The sequence below is a fragment of the Pseudomonadaceae bacterium SI-3 genome (assembly GCA_004010935.1).
Lineage (GTDB): Bacteria > Pseudomonadota > Gammaproteobacteria > Pseudomonadales > Pseudomonadaceae > Stutzerimonas.
Genome location: CP026511.1, coordinates 95,900 through 112,480, shown reverse-complemented (window position 1 = coordinate 112,480; position 16,581 = coordinate 95,900). Strand labels below are relative to the sequence as shown.

Annotated in this window: 16 protein-coding genes; 5 read left to right on the top strand and 11 right to left on the bottom strand. The window is 62.6% G+C overall.

The features are described from left to right. Positions 1-21: 21 nt before the first annotated feature. Positions 22-1,080 carry an aminopeptidase gene (locus tag C1896_00545; protein AZZ47460.1) on the bottom strand — a complete coding sequence of 353 codons (1,059 nt, stop codon included), beginning with the start codon at positions 1,078-1,080 and terminating at the stop codon, positions 22-24. A gap of 124 nt (positions 1,081-1,204) precedes the next feature. Between C1896_00545 and C1896_00540 the strand changes: the two genes are divergently transcribed. The 4 genes from C1896_00540 (at position 1,205) to C1896_00525 (ending at position 4,819) form a co-directional block, all read left to right on the top strand. Then, positions 1,205-1,630, top strand: coding sequence for a hypothetical protein (locus tag C1896_00540; protein ID AZZ43545.1), 426 nt, complete (start codon positions 1,205-1,207; stop codon positions 1,628-1,630). Between the two features lie 120 nt (positions 1,631-1,750). Then, on the top strand, positions 1,751-2,161 hold the full coding sequence (locus C1896_00535) for a hypothetical protein (protein AZZ43544.1): 411 nt from the start codon (positions 1,751-1,753) through the stop codon (positions 2,159-2,161). Between the two features lie 25 nt (positions 2,162-2,186). Next, complete coding sequence (locus C1896_00530) at positions 2,187-3,182, top strand: LLM class flavin-dependent oxidoreductase (GenBank protein AZZ43543.1); 996 nt, start codon at positions 2,187-2,189, stop codon at positions 3,180-3,182. A gap of 272 nt (positions 3,183-3,454) precedes the next feature. Beyond that, entirely contained in the window at positions 3,455-4,819 is a 1,365-nt protein-coding gene (locus tag C1896_00525; protein ID AZZ43542.1) for a sodium:proton antiporter, read from the top strand. Between the two features lie 69 nt (positions 4,820-4,888). On the opposite strand, the gene C1896_00520 is transcribed toward C1896_00525, so the two are convergent. The 6 genes from C1896_00520 to C1896_00495 form a co-directional block, all read right to left on the bottom strand. Then, the gene (locus tag C1896_00520; protein ID AZZ43541.1) at positions 4,889-5,104 is read right to left on the bottom strand and encodes a dodecin flavoprotein; all 216 of its coding nucleotides are present in this window, start codon (positions 5,102-5,104) and stop codon (positions 4,889-4,891) included. Positions 5,105-5,448: 344 nt separating this feature from the next. Further along, positions 5,449-5,664, bottom strand: a complete 216-nt coding sequence (locus tag C1896_00515; protein ID AZZ43540.1) for a KTSC domain-containing protein — start codon at positions 5,662-5,664, stop codon at positions 5,449-5,451. Continuing rightward, entirely contained in the window at positions 5,661-7,460 is a 1,800-nt protein-coding gene (locus C1896_00510) for an ABC transporter (protein ID AZZ43539.1), read from the bottom strand. The genes C1896_00515 and C1896_00510 overlap by 4 nt, the downstream gene beginning before the upstream one ends. After that, positions 7,457-8,611, bottom strand: a complete 1,155-nt coding sequence (locus tag C1896_00505) for a beta-glucosidase (protein ID AZZ43538.1) — start codon at positions 8,609-8,611, stop codon at positions 7,457-7,459. The genes C1896_00510 and C1896_00505 overlap by 4 nt, the downstream gene beginning before the upstream one ends. A 15-nt stretch (positions 8,612-8,626) precedes the next feature. Next, complete coding sequence (glf, locus tag C1896_00500; GenBank protein ID AZZ43537.1) at positions 8,627-9,868, bottom strand: UDP-galactopyranose mutase; 1,242 nt, start codon at positions 9,866-9,868, stop codon at positions 8,627-8,629. Continuing rightward, on the bottom strand, positions 9,856-11,040 hold the full coding sequence (locus tag C1896_00495; GenBank protein ID AZZ43536.1) for a glycosyl transferase: 1,185 nt from the start codon (positions 11,038-11,040) through the stop codon (positions 9,856-9,858). Before C1896_00495 ends, glf begins: the two co-directional genes overlap by 13 nt. A gap of 407 nt (positions 11,041-11,447) precedes the next feature. On the opposite strand from C1896_00495, the gene galE reads away from it, so the two are divergent. Further along, positions 11,448-12,518, top strand: a complete 1,071-nt coding sequence (gene galE / locus C1896_00490; GenBank protein AZZ43535.1) for a UDP-glucose 4-epimerase GalE — start codon at positions 11,448-11,450, stop codon at positions 12,516-12,518. A gap of 31 nt (positions 12,519-12,549) precedes the next feature. On the opposite strand, the gene C1896_00485 is transcribed toward galE, so the two are convergent. The 4 genes from C1896_00485 to C1896_00470 form a co-directional block, all read right to left on the bottom strand. Beyond that, a complete protein-coding gene (locus C1896_00485) occupies positions 12,550-13,941 on the bottom strand; it encodes a serine protease (protein ID AZZ43534.1) in 1,392 nt (463 codons plus the stop codon). A 238-nt stretch (positions 13,942-14,179) separates the two neighbouring features. Continuing rightward, a complete protein-coding gene (locus C1896_00480; protein AZZ43533.1) occupies positions 14,180-14,842 on the bottom strand; it encodes a hypothetical protein in 663 nt (220 codons plus the stop codon). A gap of 141 nt (positions 14,843-14,983) precedes the next feature. Next, positions 14,984-15,313 carry a hypothetical protein gene (locus C1896_00475; GenBank protein AZZ43532.1) on the bottom strand — a complete coding sequence of 110 codons (330 nt, stop codon included), beginning with the start codon at positions 15,311-15,313 and terminating at the stop codon, positions 14,984-14,986. A gap of 312 nt (positions 15,314-15,625) precedes the next feature. Continuing rightward, the gene (locus tag C1896_00470) at positions 15,626-16,510 is read right to left on the bottom strand and encodes a LysR family transcriptional regulator (protein ID AZZ43531.1); all 885 of its coding nucleotides are present in this window, start codon (positions 16,508-16,510) and stop codon (positions 15,626-15,628) included. Positions 16,511-16,581: the final 71 nt, after the last annotated feature.

Here is a 16,581-nt window from a genome sequence, read left to right as displayed (position 1 = left end):
CAAGCGAAGCGGCAAGGCGTCTCAGCGAAGTGCCTCCAACTGACGCTTCCGCTCGTCGGCAGGCAGTTGGCCCAAGGCAGCGACTTGGGCGTGAAAACGCGGCCAATCTCCGCCGACCTGCTCGAACAACGCAGCGAAGGCAGGCACCCATTCATCGTAGAGGCCGAACGGAACCAGGCTGGCATTGTTCAGTGGCTGGGCCATCCAGCGATCGAAACGGTCATCGCCGTTCCACGGCCCGTCTCTCAGCCGCCGATAGGCCTGTCGCATACGCATGAGTTCGGCGGCCTTGGCAGCGCGCATCTCCGGTTCGCTCAAACCGGATGCATAGAGCGCGGCCAAGCGCTCGCGGGTCGCCAGCGCCAGCCGGCTGAGGTCGGCGTATTGATCCCGCAGCGCATCGCTTGACGGCGGCAGCCCACGACTGGCGCGCCACTGCCGCAGCCCTTCCCGCTCGACAAAGGAGGCATAGGATTCGTTGAACGCCGTATCGTCAGTGACATACAGCCGCTGATGCGCCAACTCGTGGAAAATCAGCCCGGCCAGCCGATCGTCGTCCCAGCGCAGCATCGAGCTGAGGAGCGGATCGTCGAACCAGCCCAGGGTCGAATAAGCCGGCACGCCGGCCACCAACGTGTCGTAGCCCTCGGCTTGCAGCAGTGCCGCAGCGCCGCGGGCGCGGCCCTGCTGGTAGTAACCGCGATAGCCCACACAACCGGCTATCGGAAAGCACTGGGTCTGCTGCGCCACGGAAAACTCCTCAGCAACGAACAGATTCCACATCACATAAGGCCGCTGGAGCTCGGCGTAGACCCGATAACTGCGATTGTCCGGCAGTGCCAAGGCACGGCTGGCGAAGCCTCTAGCCTGCAGGGCCAGGGTCAGTCGTTGGCGCAACAGCGGATCGCTTTGCGGGTTGTCGATGATCGCTGCAATGGGCTCACGCTGCCGCAGCAACTCGAGCTGGCCGACCGCCAGTTGCCCGTAGTAACTGCTGCAACCGCTCAGACCAACCGCCATCAGCAGGGGAACCCAACGCCGCTTGCGGTTGTCGACTGCGGCGATTTTCGACTTCGACATGAACAAACGCTTACCGGCTAAATGCCCCGCGGGGCGATGCGCGGAGCCTACAACGAAGTCCACCCAAACACCGAACACGCCGGTGCCAAACAGCCAGGCCGACACCGATCGGAGACCCAGTTCCATGCGAATCCTGATGCTTGCTCTTGCGCTATCCAGTCTGGGCGGTTGCGCCATGTGGATGCCCAAACCGGACCCGAACCAGGCCTGGGTCGACCTCGCACCGCACGGGGAGACCGAACTGGTAGCCGTGGCGGTCGATGACAAGCCGCTCGACGACAGTCGCTATTTTCAGGTCGAGCCAGGCAGTCATCAGCTGGGCATGCGCTATCGCTTCGAAGTCGGCCCAGCCGACGTAGGTCGCGACAGCGAAGCGCTGGCACGCGACTGCCGCCTGACCCTGAGCTATGACAGCTTCAATGCCGGGGCCCGCTATCGACTGGTGGCTGGCGGCTACGGCTTCCGTCCCTGGGCCAAACTTTACGACCAGCATGACCGCGTGCTGGCCAAGGCCACTGAGCGTGGCTGCGGCGGAGTCGCTACCCGCTAGCGTTCTGTTGTGAACCGTTCTGTTGCGGTGCAGTCGTTGAAAAAGAGCACTATCTGGCTCAGGCTCATTGGCTGACCGCGACAGCAGACGCTGATCCTGCGGTTATCCGGAGGATTCACCATGCGTCTGTTATTGGCTCCATTGCTGGCGCTCGGCCTGACCGGCTGTGCCGGCCCCCTGCCCGCACCCGACCCGAACATGGCCTGGGTCGAGCTGACCGCCCAACCCAGTGACATTTTCATGTCCGATCAGCTGGACGGTGAGCGCACACCCGATGGGCGCTATTTCCAGGTCAGCCCCGGTGCGCATGAACTCGAAGCGCGCTACGAATTCGAAATCAGCAGTGGCGGCTTTGGCGATTTTGGCGATACCCAATACCTGCGCTGCACCATGGTAATCAACTACGACGATTTCCAGCCCGGCCGGCGTTACCTATTCCAGGCCCGCTCGCTGGGCTTCACCCCACAAGGCTGGCTGCGCGACGAAGACCACAACGTCCTGGCGCGCGCCGAGGCCGAGCACTGCTACTGAGCAGCCGTCAGCAAAGAGGTAGACGATGTCCCGTATCGAACACACCCGTTTCTCCACCCTGGACCTGGCGCCGATCCGCGATGACGGCGACGCCGGCCTGGCCCTGCGCAACTCGTTGGCCCTGGCGCAGCATGTCGAGAAGCTTGGCTTCGAGCGCTTCTGGGTTGCCGAGCACCACAACATGGACGGCATCGCCAGCGCCGCCACCTCGGTGCTGATCGGTTATCTGGCATCCGGCACCTCGCGGATTCGCCTGGGCGCGGGCGGCGTAATGCTGCCCAACCACGCGCCGCTGGTGGTGGCCGAACAGTTCGGCACGCTGGAGGCGCTCTATCCGGGGCGGATCGAGCTGGGTCTGGGTCGCGCGCCGGGCGCCGACCAGTTCACCGCCCATGCCTTGCGCCGCGACCGCATGGGCAGCGCCGATGACTTCCCGGCGGACGTGGAAGAACTGCAGCTGCTGCTCGGTCCACGCCAGCCCAACCAACGCGTCATCGCCATGCCTGGCATGGGCAGCAATGTCCCGATCTGGCTGCTCGGCTCGAGCCTGTTCAGCGCTCAGCTGGCTGCTGCCAAAGGCCTGCCCTACGCCTTCGCTTCGCATTTCGCGCCGCGTTATATGCACGACGCGATTCGCCTGTACCGCGAGAACTTCCGCCCCTCCGAGGTGCTGGACAAGCCGTACGTCATGCTCGGCGTGCCGCTGATGGCAGCCGACACCGACGAGCAAGCCGAGTACCTGGCGACTACCGCCTATCAGCGCATCCTCGCGCTGATCCGCGGCCAGAGCCTGGTGCTGGTGCCGCCAGTGACGAGCATGCAGGGCAAGTGGCTGCCCCACGAGCAGGACGCCGTCGGCAGCTTCCTCGGCATGGCCATGATCGGTGGTCCGGAAAAGATCCGCGCTCGCCTGGACGTCTTGCTCGAGCAGACTCAGGCCGACGAGCTGATCTTCACCTGCGACCTTTACGAAACCGCCGACCGCCACCGCGCCTTCGAGATCCTCGCCGAGCTACGTTGATCAGCAAAATGCATCGGGGCGACACCTAGCGCCCCGTCGCACCAGCGCAACCTGTGAAAGGGCCACTCGACAGCAGGCCCGTGCGGGTGACTCGCAAACAACACTTCGCACCGCGACGGGCCTTGCACGAGGCCGGCAAGGCGAGCGCCGCGTCTGCATTGGACGCGCTGGCGTTCCGCTCGACGAACGCGGCTGAACCCCATCCAATCGCGCCGATCAAAACAGCAGCCCATGCGTACTTCGGCGCGTCACGCTTGTTTGCGGAAGACTGAATGAATTTTCTTGAATGGATGGCCGTGCTCGGCATCCTGCTGTTGATCCTCGCCCTGGCATCGGCCTACCTGCGCTGGCTGCCTGTCACCACGTCATTGATCTACCTCGGCTTCGGCCTGCTCATCGGCCAGCTCGGCGTCGGCTTGTGGGAGATGGAGTTCATGCACATCGCCAGCTGGATGGAGCACCTCACCGAGATCGCGGTGCTGGTGTCACTGTTTGTCAGCGGCCTTAAACTGCGCATGCCGCTGCATCACCGGGCATGGCGAAGCGCGTACATACTCGCAGGCCCAGTGATGCTCGCCTGCATCGCGGGCGTCGCCGCGCTCTGCCATTACCTGCTCGGGCTCAGCTGGGGTCTCTCGGTATTGATCGGCGCCATCCTCGCCCCCACCGATCCGGTGCTCGCCAGCCTGGTACAGGTAAACAATTCCCGCGACAGCGATCACGTCCGCTACGGCCTGTCCGGCGAAGCCGGCTTCAACGATGGCACCGCCTTCCCGTTCGTCGTGTTCGGCCTGCTGCTGATCGAGCAGGAAACCCTGGCTAGCGGCTGGGTGAGCGAGTGGGCGCTGCATCGGCTGGTTTGGGCCGTACCGGCTGGCCTGGGGTTTGGTTATCTGCTCGGCAGGCTTATCGGCAAGCTGGCGATCTTTCTGCGCGCCCGCCACGCCGATACATCCATGTCGCCGAACGATTCGCTGGCACTTGCGCTGATCGCACTGGCCTACGTCGGCGCCGAGCTGATCGGCGCCTGGGGCTTCCTCGCGGTATTCGCGGCCGGCCTGGGGTTGCGCCATGCGGAGAAGGACGCAGCAGAGGAATCAGATACGCCATCCGAGGAGCTGATCGCCCACGCGGTGCCGCACTTGGCTGAAGGCGGCCTGAGCCCGCGAGAACTGCCGCTGGAAAACGAGAAAATCGCCGAACCCAAGGTCGCCGCAGGTGTGATGGTGGGTGACATCCTGACCTTTGGCGGCCAGCTGGAGCGCAGCCTGGAAGTGCTGTTGGTGACGATTCTTGGTGTGTTGGTCTCGGTGCACTGGGACTGGCGTGCGGTGCCCCTGGCGCTGGCGCTGTTCGTGGTGATCCGGCCGCTAAGCGTATGGCTGCTGATGCCAAGCCGCTACCTGGACCGTACCCAACGCCTGACCGTCGGCTGGTTTGGCATCCGAGGCATCGGCAGCTTGTACTACCTGAGCTACGCGGTCACCCACGGCCTGATGCCAGAAGAGGCCGAAGCGATCATCTCACTGGTGATTTCAGTGGTGGTGTTGAGCATCGTCCTGCACGGCTTGAGCACTCAGCCATTGCTACGACGTTACGAACGCAGCCGCGGCGAGGCGCCGACGGACCACGCCTGACACGGCGAGGCGAGCCGGCCTCCCAGGCAGCTGGCTGGATAGCCGCTGCCGGGCCGCCTGGACGGCAGATCAGCTGTCCGCGAGACGGAAGCCGACCTTCATGGTGACCTGGAAATGGCCGACCTTGCCGTTTTCGACATGGCCGCGGATCTCGCCGACTTCGAACCACTCGACGTTCTGCAGTTTGCTGCTGGCCTCGGCGATACCGTTCTGAATCGCTTCATCAACGCTATTGCGCGAAGAACCGACGATTTCAATCTTCTTGTACGTGTGATGATCCGACATGAATAAATCCCCTTCTGGTCTGAGGAGCCTCCGCTCGGTAATGATGCGTCCTGTTCATTGAGGCCCGCGAAGGGCCTCGGAAGTTCAGCGGAGCGGTCGATCCGCCGATGGCGGCCGGCGAATCTCAGCACCCACTACCTGGATAACTCGAAGGTTATCCGTATTGATCGACGTACAGCCGTAGGGTGGGCTTCAGCCCACCGGAACGCTCGGCCCAAGTTGGTGGGCTGAAGCCCACCCTACAACTCTGCAACCCACCGGCAGTAGGCTTCGTGCGTCTGTAGGAGCGAGCTTGCTCGCGATCCGCTTCCACTCGTAGCCCGAGTGGCAACACGCAGCGCAGGTTAATCGATGCGCCGATAGGGATACTGCTGCGCCTTGAACACCTGATTGAAATACCGGCCGAGGGAATCAGCCTCCAGCAGCGCCTGCACCACGTCGGCGGGCACCAGCTCGTAGCGATACAGTGAACCGTTATGAAACTTGACCTCCAGCGCCTGCTCGTCCGGGTCGTAACCCAAGGCGCGCAGGCTGCTCGAATTCACCGCGACTCGCTTCATACCGCCGGATCGGGCTCGTGTTTGAAGCCCTCGGCCTGCATCCGCCAAAGGGCCTCGAAGGCACCGCCGCGGCTGCGCAGCTCCATCGGTGCGCCGTCTTCGATGATCAGCCCGTTGCGCAGCACGATGATCCGATCGAAGCTCGCCAGCGTCGACAGCCGATGGGCGACGGCGACCACGGTGCGGTTGTGTACCAGATTGTTCAGCGCCGCCTGGATCTCGCCTTCCGACTGGGTATCCAGCGCTGAGGTCGCCTCGTCGAGAATCAGGATCGGTGCATCCTTGAGGAACGCCCGAGCGATACCCAGACGCTGACGCTGGCCACCGGAGAGCATCACGCCGCGCTCGCCGACCAGGGTGTCGTAGCCCTGCGGAAGTTCGCGGATGAACGCATCGCAGAAGGCCTGGCGGGCCGCTTCCTCCACTTCGCCATCGGTCGCATCAGGGCGCCCGTAGCGGATGTTCTCGCGGATCGTCCGGTTGAACAGCGCCGTCTCTTGCGGCACCACCGCGATCTTCTCGCGCAGGCTGTTCTGGCTGACGGAGCGGACATCCTGACCGTCGATCAGGATGCGCCCGGCCTGTACATCGTCCAGGCGTTGCAGCAACTGAATGAGGGTCGACTTGCCCGCCCCAGACGGCCCGACCACGCCGACCTTCTGCCCAGCCGGGATATGCAGATTGAGATGCTCAAAGATGATGCCGCGCTTCGGATAGCCGAAGCTGATGTCCTCGAAGGTGATGTCCCCTTCAGCCAGCAACAGCAGGGTTTCGGAGTCTTCAAGGCCGTGCGGCTGGACGATGATGCGCAGGGTGTCGTCGATGGCGCCGATCTGCTGCGTGGTATCCACCAAGGCCAAGGCCAGATCACGCGAGCCATGCAGGATACGGAAGGTCAGCGCGCTGACCAGCACCACGTCGCCGGCGGTCACCGAGCCGTCCACCCATAAAGTGATTGCCCAGACCAGCATGCCCCCGGCCATCAGCGACAGGCAGATGTCGTGGATAACGCGGGCCTTTTCCAGATACATCCAGCTGCGCCGCTGGGCCTTGGCTTCGTAGCCGATCTCGTTGGCCAGGCGTTCCGCTTCACGGTCGCGTGCGGAAAACGCCTTGATCGTCCAGACGTTGGACACCGCATCGACCAGCTCGCCGCCAACCCGCGCCGATTGCGCGGCGAAGCGTTGATGCTTGGCGCGGCCCCGAATACCGAACCCGGTGATCAGTACCGCGACGATGGCCACGAACAGGATCAGCACAACCGCCATGCGCCAATCGACGGTCAGCAGCACCACCACCGCCCCGATGAAGTCGACGATGGGCGGCACGATCTTCCAGACCAGACCGCCATAGATCGCCCCAGCTGCCTGGCCCAGCGCCGAGATCCGATTGCCCAGCGAACCGGCGAAATGCTCGGTGAAGTAGCGCATGGGGTGACCGGTCAGGTGTTTGAACAGGTCTACGCGGATATCCACCATGCTCGCCACGACTGTTCGGCAGCCGATCCAGCCGCCGAGACGCCAGAACACGTTTTCAACGACGATCAGGCCGATGAACAGCCCCAGCGGAAACCACACATCGGCGGCGCCCCGGTTGGAGCTGCCCTGCGCCATGGCGTCGACCAGCAGCTTCATGCCGTACTGCACCGCCACCGCGCAGGTCGCTGCACCGACGATCAGCAGCAGCAAGCCGCCGAAATGCCAGGGCCGCGCGCAAACGTAGTGCCACAAGAAGGCGACCGGCCGATCCGGCAGGAGCGGCACCAGGGGCGGCTTGCGCAGTGCCGGGGCGTTCATGACAAGGCTTCAGCGATGTTCGAAGCCGGACTCGAGTGGCTGAAGCGCGCCTGCTGCAGCCGCAGCTCATCGGCCAGCCCTTGGTGAACACAACGGTTGCCGTTTTTGTCCGCAAAACCCAACAGCCCCACCGGGCAGTGGCGGTCGTCGGTCCAGCCCGGGTAATCCACCACCGGGTACAGGCAGATACCTTCCACCGGCACGCCACGCTGCATCGCCAGCCCGGCCTGCTCGCTGACGTAGCGCAGCCAGTCGCCGCGCACATCGCCTTCGGCGCCGGTTTCGGCGATCACGATCGGCCGTTTGTAGCGCTGCGCGATCTCGCTGAGGATGCCTTTGAAAGGACGGTAGTCTGGGCTGTCCCGGCCGATGGTATTACCTGCGCCGTGATACCACTGGTTGTCGGGGTAATAGTTCACGCCGAGCAGATCAAGGTATTCCGGGGCGCCGCCGAGGCCCGGCCAGAGTTCGCCGCAGAGCATGTCCCAGGCCTCGAACTGCGATTGACGGTAGCGCTCGGCCTCGCGCTGCGGGCCGGGCCGATCATTCGGCGCGACGACGTGAATGGCCGGTTCGACCTGAATAAAACGCGCCCGCGGTTCAACCTCGCGGATCGCCTGCATCGCGGCGATGGTGGCGCGCACCAGCTGATGCTTGAGCTCAAAGCCACGGCCGCGTGCCATCGGGTTAAAGTAGGCCTCGTCGCCGCCAGCCCAGGCCCAGAAGGAAATCTCGTTCAACGGCGCGTAGAACGGCACCGTATCGGTCTCGTCCTTGATCAACTGCGCAGCCGCGGCAGCATAGCGGGCAAAGCGCTCGACGAACTGCGGTCGCCAGATGTCTATGTCGTCCGGCCAGCCGTAGTGGCACAGATCCCAGATCACCTGGGTGCCCTGGCGTCGGGCCGCCTGCAGCATCGGCAGGAAGCTTGACCAGTCGTATTGCCCGGGCGTCGGTTCGATCAGGTGCCAGCGCAGGCCGTCACGCACGGTGTGCAAGCCATGTCGATGCAGCACCGCGTAATCATGGGCGGCCCAGCGGTCATGCCCGGTGGCGGCCAGCAGGTCCAGGCGGCGGCCGTCGCTGCGACGATGGTTCGAGCATTCGAAACCGCCGAGGAAAAAGCTTTTGAACAGCGTCGGCTGATGCATCCTTGTGCCTCGTCTTCAGGGAACCTGTTTGGCCAGTGAACCGCTGTGCTCTGCACTTTCGCCAGCCGTCGGGCCACGCTCGGCCTCTTCGATGCGCTTGTACAGCGCCAGCGCCTGTCCGACCACCTGATCCATGTTGTAGTACTTGTAGGTGCCGAGGCGGCCGACGAAGGTCACGCCGGGCGTCTCGTCCGCCAGCTTCTGGTAGCGCTTGTACAGCTCGGCATTCTCCGGCCGCGGAATGGGGTAATAGGGATCGCCCTCCGCCGACGGGTATTCGTAGGTGATGCTGGTCTTCGGGTGGACCTGCCCGGTCAGGTGCTTGTACTCGCTGATGCGCGTGTAGAGCACGTCTTCACTCGGGTAGTTGACCGTACCGACGGCCTGGAACTGTTCCTGGTCGAGCTGCTTGTGTTCGAACTTCAGCGAACGATAGGGCAGCTTGCCGAAGCGGTAGTCGAAGTACTCGTCGATGGGCCCGCAGAAGATCAGGTGGTCGTGCTGCACCTCGTCGCGGATTTCCCGGTAATCGGTGTTGGTCATGACTTTGATGTTCGGGTGCGCGAGCATTTTCTCGAACATTTTGGTGTAGCCATGCTTGGGCATCTGCTGGAAGGTATCGGTGAAGTAGCGGTCGTCGGTGTTGGTTCGCGTCGGGATGCGCGAGGTGACCGACTTGTCCAGCTGCGACGGGTCCAGGCCCCACTGTTTGCGGGTGTAGCCGCGGAAGAACTTCTGGTACAGCTCACGGCCGATGCCGTTGATCACCACGTCCTCGCTGGTCTTGATGTCTTCCACCGGTTCGGCGCGACTGGCGAGGAAGTCCGCCGCTTCCTGTTCGGTGGTCATGTTCAGACCGTAGAGCTTGTTCAGCGTAGTCATGTTGATCGGGATCGGCACTTCCTGACCATCCACCTGCGCCAATACACGATGCTCGTAAGGGCGCCACTCGGTGAACTGCGAGAGGTAGTCGACGATGCGCTGGGCGTTGGTGTGGAAAATGTGCGGGCCGTAGCGGTGGATCAATACGCCGGCTTCGTCGTAGTGATCGTAGGCATTGCCGCCGATGTGCGGCCGCCGGTCGACCACCAGCACACGCTTGTTCAGCCCGGCCGCCAGCCGTTCGGCGAGTACGCTGCCGGCGAAACCGGCGCCGACGATCAGGTAGTCGAAGCCGCGGCGGCCATGGGACGAGCCGTCGCTGGCGCCGCCGCCTGCGTATTCGGGATTGCTGTCTCGCAGGCTCACTTCGCGCATTGCATCTTCTCCTTCATCAGCGCCCAGGTGTGGTCCCAGGACATGTCGCCGAGAATTTCGTCAGCGGTCTTCAACAAACGGTCGCGGTCTTCAGCATCGGCCAGTGCCTTTTCCACGGACGCGATGAACGCATCGGGTGTGTCGGCGATGTAGACGATCTCGGTGTCGCCATAGGTGCGCACCACGTCCTTGATTGGCGTGGACACCACGGGCCGGCCGCCAGCCAGGTATTCAGGCGTCTTGGTCGGGCTGATGAAACGGGTCGAGTCGTTCATCGCGAACGGCATGATGGCCACGTCCCAGCCGGCCAGGTATTTGGGTAACTCGTCGTACGTCTTGCCGCCCAGGTAGTGGATGTTGTCGCGCTGCGGCAGCTCCGCCGGATCGATCTTGACCACCGGCCCAACCAGCACGAACTGCCAGTCAGGGCGTTTTTCCGCCATGTTGGCCACCAGTTCGATATCGAAACGCTCGTCGATCACGCCGTAGAAGCCCAGCCGTGGATGGGGGATCTCGGCTTGGTCGTCGGGGTCGGCCTGAGTCCGCCGGGCCTCGGCGAAGTGCGCCACGTCGACGCTGCTGGGAAAGGCGAAGGCGTTGTCGTGCAGTTCGCGCTTGGCTTCCCAGATGCTGTAGCCACCCGTGAAGACCAGATCAGCGCGCTCGAGCAACTCACGCTCGCGCTGCACCAGCTCCGGCGGTGCGCCACGGAATGCCGAGAGTTCGTCCATGCAGTCGTAGACGGTGAGCTTGGGCTTAAGGTGGCCGGCATAACCGAGCGCCATCGGCGTGTAGTACCAAAGCATCAGCTCATTGACGCCGAGCTTTTCCAGATAGCCGTCGAGCAGATCGCGCTGCACGCGCAGCGCTGCCTCGCCCGCGCAGTCCTGTGGCAGACGCGGAATCAGTACCTGGACACCATTTTCCTCGGGCCGTACCTCCAGCCAGGGCTGGGCATCCTCGGTCGGGATCGGCTCTTCGGCAAACAGCACGTTGAAGTCACGGGCGAAGCGCGACATCAGGTGCTGCGGGCGTTGGTAGACGAAGCTCCAGCGCAAATGGGAAAGACACAACAAGGTCGGCACCAGCTCATCGAAGATGACTTCAGGTGGCGTCGCTTGTTTATCGGGGGATTTGCCAATTTCGTATTGGTAGGGGCCGGCCCAGCTCATGGAAACCTCGTAAAGGGTGGCAATGCCCTCCAGAGTCCCTTCTGCCGCATCGCATAGGCCTGCGCAGCCCGCGCAAAGCAAAACCTGACGGCGCTCGGCGGCAGAAACGACCAATCCGCAAGCGCTGTCCGCCGGCTATTGACGACAGCTGATGAGCCAAGGTTCCCGATGCCCTACTGCAGAGGTCGGTCATCGGGTGACTGCCGTTTCGTTGGAACTTGCTCACACCTTCCCCCGTCCCTATCACAGGACGCCTGTTTCACCCGGCATCGGTGCTGTGTGCTTCCTGCAGTCAGTACCGCCCGATTCGCCGACCCAACCCTGGAGATGCTTGCAGCGGCCGCGCTCATACGGTCAGCCGTGCGCTCCCGTGTGCGTCAGATAATTCTGGTTCATGAGGTAGAGACATGATTCTCGTCACGGGTGGTGCTGGTTATATCGGGTCCCATGCGGTGCTTGAGCTCCTGCTGGCTGGCCATGAAGTGCTGGTGTTGGACGACCTCAGCAACAGTTCGAAAGTGGCACTGGACCGCGTGGAGCATCTGGCTGGCCGCACGCTGCAGTTCATCAAGGGTGACGTGCGAAACCGCTCGCTGCTCAAGGCGCTGTTTGCCTCTTACCCCATCACGGCGGTGCTGCACTTCGCCGGTCTCAAGGCGGTCGGTGAAAGCGTGCGCGAACCGCTGCGCTATTACGAAACCAACGTCAGCGGCAGCATCGCGCTGTGTCAGGCCATGGCCGAAGCCGGCGTTTTCAAGTTGGTGTTCAGCTCATCGGCGACGGTCTACGGCGACTCACCCAAGATGCCGATCACCGAGAACTGCCCCACCGGCATTCCAACCAACCCCTACGGCCAATCCAAGTTGATGGCGGAGAACGTGCTGAAAGGGCTGGCCGAATCCGACCCGCGCTGGTCGATTGCACTGCTGCGCTACTTCAATCCGATTGGCGCTCACGAGTCTGGCCTTATCGGCGAAGACCCCAACGGCATTCCCAATAACCTGCTGCCCTACATGCTGCAGGTAGCGGTGGGTCGTCGTAAGCAATTGAACGTATACGGAGCGGACTACCCGACGCCGGACGGCACAGGAGTGCGCGATTACATTCACGTGGTGGATCTGGCCAAGGGGCACCTCAAGGCACTGGAGCGCCTCGACCTGGTTCATGGTGTTTCCACGTGGAACCTCGGCACCGGCCGGGGCTACTCGGTACGCCAGATGATCACTGCGTTCGAAGAAGTGATCGGCAGACCACTCCCCCATGTGTTCAAGGCGCGCCGCCCGGGCGATGCCGCGCAGTGCTGGTCGGACCCGAGCAAGGCCTGTGACGATCTGGGCTGGAAAGCGGAGCGTGACCTGCTGGTAATGCTGACCGACGCCTGGCGCTGGCAGAGCCGCAATCCGCAGGGTTATGGAACGGAGAAGCCAGCGGCCAAGGCTCCGGTGGCGTCGAACAGCAATACCGCCATGGCCAGCTGAGCACCCGACACGCGGATGCTCAGCCTGCGTCTTACGGTACGCTGCAGTTCAGTTCAGCGCGGATTTTCGAAACATCGAGCCGGCGGTTCTGCTGTACCGCCCCGGTGAGCTGCGGGTCGATCACCGCGGTGCGCAGCAACGCCTCGCGGATCTGCGCGCTGCTGGCACAGGGGTTCAGCGAGGCATACAGCGCCGCCGCACCGGTCACGTGAGGCGCCGCCATGGAGGTGCCGCTCATGTAGGCGAAGCCGGCCGCGCCAGTTGAAGTCGGCACCGTCGAAACGATGTCGACGCCCGGCGCGGCGATATGCACGTTGTTCACGCCATAGTTCGAGAAACCCGCGCGACGGCCGTTCTGGTCGATCGCACCCACCGAAATTACGTTTGGCAGGTTGTAGCTGGCTGGGTAGCTCGGCGTGCTATCGATATTCAGCCCACTGTTGCCCGCAGCTGCGATGAACAAAATGTTCGCGTTGCCAGCCGCCTGAATTGCGTCATACAGCGCCTGCGAGTATCCGCCACCGCCCCATGAGTTGTTCGTGGCGACCAGGTTGATCTTCTTCGCCAGCTTCAGTTGCGTCAGGTAGTTGATGGCCCTGACGGCTCCCGCTGTAGTACCGCCATTGGCCCCGAGGAACTTGGCGGAAATCAACTTGGCGCTCGGACAAACACCGAACACGCCAGCACCATTGTTCGCCACGGCCCCTACCGTGCCGGCGACATGCGTACCGTGATCGTCAGCCGGGCCGTCGTACACGCTGGCGTTGTTGGCAGCAAAGTCCCAGCCGTAGATGTCGTCGGCAAAACCGTTGCGGTCATTGTCCTTGCGGTCAGCGCGAGTGCCCTCGCCTGGGTTGACCCAGACGTTGGCGCGCAGATCGCCATGAGTGGTCATCACACCTTCGTCGATGATGCCCACGTGGACTTTGTTGGAGCACAGCGCGCCGGCGTTCCAGCTCGCCAGCGCACCGCTGCCATACGGGGAAGCAGGCGACGTCGTCGCGCCCTGCATGCCCCAGAGCATGTTGATGCCCGGGTCATTGGGGTTGGCCAGTTGGGTGTTGTAGATCCAGTTGGGCTCGACGTATTCGACTGCGGGATCAGCCGCCAGCTGTGCGATCAACGCGGCGTCCACCTTCTTGCCTTTACCCAGCTGCGCCCGGACCAGATCACCCTTGGCATCCTTGCGCGCTGCCTTATCGAGCAGTTTCTGGGTCGCTTTTGCGTTCCGCTTGCTAAGCGCTGCCGTCATTGCCGCTTCAGATGCACCTGATTTGAACTGAACCAGCAACTCGCCTTCGACAAAGGGTCGACCGGCTTTGAGCGAAGCATCAACCGCAGGGTTGGGCTTGGCGGCTAGCTGTTCTGCTCCGGCCGCGAGCAGCGCACACATCACGATACCGACACGTTTTTTATAGACCATCACTGTTCTCCCGAACGACTACAGACAGTCCCACGGACAGGCAACATGGCCGCTCGGTGGGTATCTGGACTGTATCGGCAATGATGGTGTCGATTTAGTGGCGCCGGACGAGTGGCACAACCGCTCATCGGCAACGAAGGGGAGTTACTCAGCTACCGCGGCTGGACGCTTTCCAAAAAAAACCCGCTTCGCAGAAGCGAAACGGGCGAAACAGGAGATGATGCGCGTAGGTCGCGAACTAGCTGTTCTGCTCTTGCTGGCTGTCGTCGGAAATCGTGATGATCGACTTCGCGTTGAACTCACGATTGCCAAAGAAGGCAGGGTCCATTTGTCCCATGACACTGATGCGGTCGCCCTTCTCGACCTGCTGGAAACCGTCCTTGTCCAAAGGGTTATAGGACATGGTGAGGGTATTGATGGTCAGCGAGCCGTCACCCGTATCGAGGGTGAGTTCTCGATCCTTGACCGATTGCACGGTGCCCTGAATCGTGGTTTCGGCAGAGGGCACAAAGGTTGCGGTCCGCCATGGCGTTTCTTCATCGTTGGCGCTGGCGAAGAAGAAGCTGTTCAGACCCTCGACATAAACACTGTTGGCCTCGATCGACGTCACTTCGAATATGTCGTCATCCACATCACCATAGACCGTCACCTTGTCCCCAGCCGTCAAGGCGGTGCCTTCGGAGTACCAGTCCCAGTCGTCCATCTCGACGACGATGCTGCCCTTGCCGTAGTTGAGCATGAAGGAATCGGGCTTCACCGACTCTACGGTGCCGTTCAGGCTGATCCAGGTCCCATCGTGCTTCTGGTAAGGGCTAGGGGCATTACCCGATTCCGCTGCAAGTGGAGCAGTCGCGAATCCGGCGATAGCGGTTGCAATCAGCGTTTTCGTAATCGTGTTCATGGAAACCTCTCTTGCGATAGGTTCTTTGCAGAGCGACAGACCTAACTCCAACGCTCACGAGATACTGCTAGGCGAGCGGCCCGCACCATGAAAAGCCCGCCAGTACGTCAGGGGTCTTTTCATGGATGCAGAGCGGATACGTTAGATATCCAGCCAGCCACCATCACCCGCGTCGTCATAGAAGGCGTTGTATTCCGTCTCGTTCCAATCGCCGCTATCGTCGGCGTCATAGGCGTCGTACAGACCTTGTCCGTACTCGTTGTTGGAGAGCATGCCGTCCTTGTCGCTGTCCCAGCTGGTGAACAAGGCGTCGTTATCGAAACCGGTGTCCCATTCGCCCATGGTGACCACGCCGGAATTGTCTTTATCCCATACGTCGAAATCGCCTACTTCCGCGAAGGCCGGAGCGCTGGCCGCCATGGCCGTTGCGAGTGCAATACCACCGAGCATTGTGTGAAGTTTGTTAGTCATCGTGCTTCTCCTCTGTGATTGATTGGAAGTCAGCACCAGAGGATGGCGCTCACATAAATACCGAGCGCCCGGGCCGTTTGTGAGTTCATGAAAATCGAGAAATCAGCCGTCGAGTGCCTTACCGATACGAATGAGGCGAAACGCGCATTGCGCTTCTGGTGCGGGCTGCGGAAAAATCCTAAAGTGCACCCCAGAAGATGTTACGAAATCTTACGAGACGAACCGCTACGAGCGCCGCGCTGCCGTTCCGACCACGGGCCATCGAAGTCAAAAACCGCTCGATCTTTCACGTCTCACCTAGGCTGGGCTCCATCAAGCCAGCTGCTGGCGCAACCAGTCCGCCAATCGCTCAGCGCGTCGATCCGTGCGCCGTGACGGCACCCACAGCGACAGCCGCGCCCGGGTTTCGACGAATCCCCAGGGCGCCAGCAAGCGGCCCTGGCGCAGGTCATCGGCCACCAATTGCTGCGGTGCGATGGCGACACCCAGCCCGGCCAGCGCCGCTTCCAGCAAAAAGTAGAGATGCTCGAAGCCCTGCCCCATGCGCAACATGCTGGGATCAAGCCCATTGCCCTGGGCCCAGGCGGGCCACGCCTGCGGACGCGACGCGGTGTAGAGCAGCGCTTCGTTGAACAGCACCGACGGCGGTGCCTGGCGCAACGCCGCACAGTTCGGATGATGCGGGCTCAGTACCGGGCCGATGCATTCGGTGGCCAGCTCGAATACCTGCATATCGGCTGGCCACGGCGGCTCGGCATAGAGCAGGGTGGCGTCCAGCCCCGGCCTGCGTGGGTCCAGCTCGCCCTCGCTGGCGGACAGTTGCAAATGCAGATCCGGCAGATCGCGGTTGAGCCTGTCCAGCCGCGGAATGAACCAGCGCGCCAGCAGGCTGCCCGGACAGCCGAGCACGAACGGCGCATCGGCGGTCTGCTGGCGCAGCTCGGCGCAGCTGTCGCGCAACCGCTCGAAGGCCTCGCCTGCTGCATCACGCAACCGCAGCCCTGCATCGGTGAGTTTTACGCCGCGACCTTCCTTGCTGAACAGCGCCACGCCAAGGTCGTCTTCGAGCAACCGGATCTGCCGGCTGACGGCTCCGTGCGTCACGCTGAGTTCCGCAGCCGCTTGGCTTACGCTCTGCAACCGGGCGGCCGCTTCGAAAGCGCGAAGTGCATTGAGGGGAGGAAGGGCTTGGCTCATTAGTGAGTTTTCCTGACAGGTCGAGGCGATCTTATCGCTTTTTATCCGGGCCAGAGTCGGTTAATTTTCCG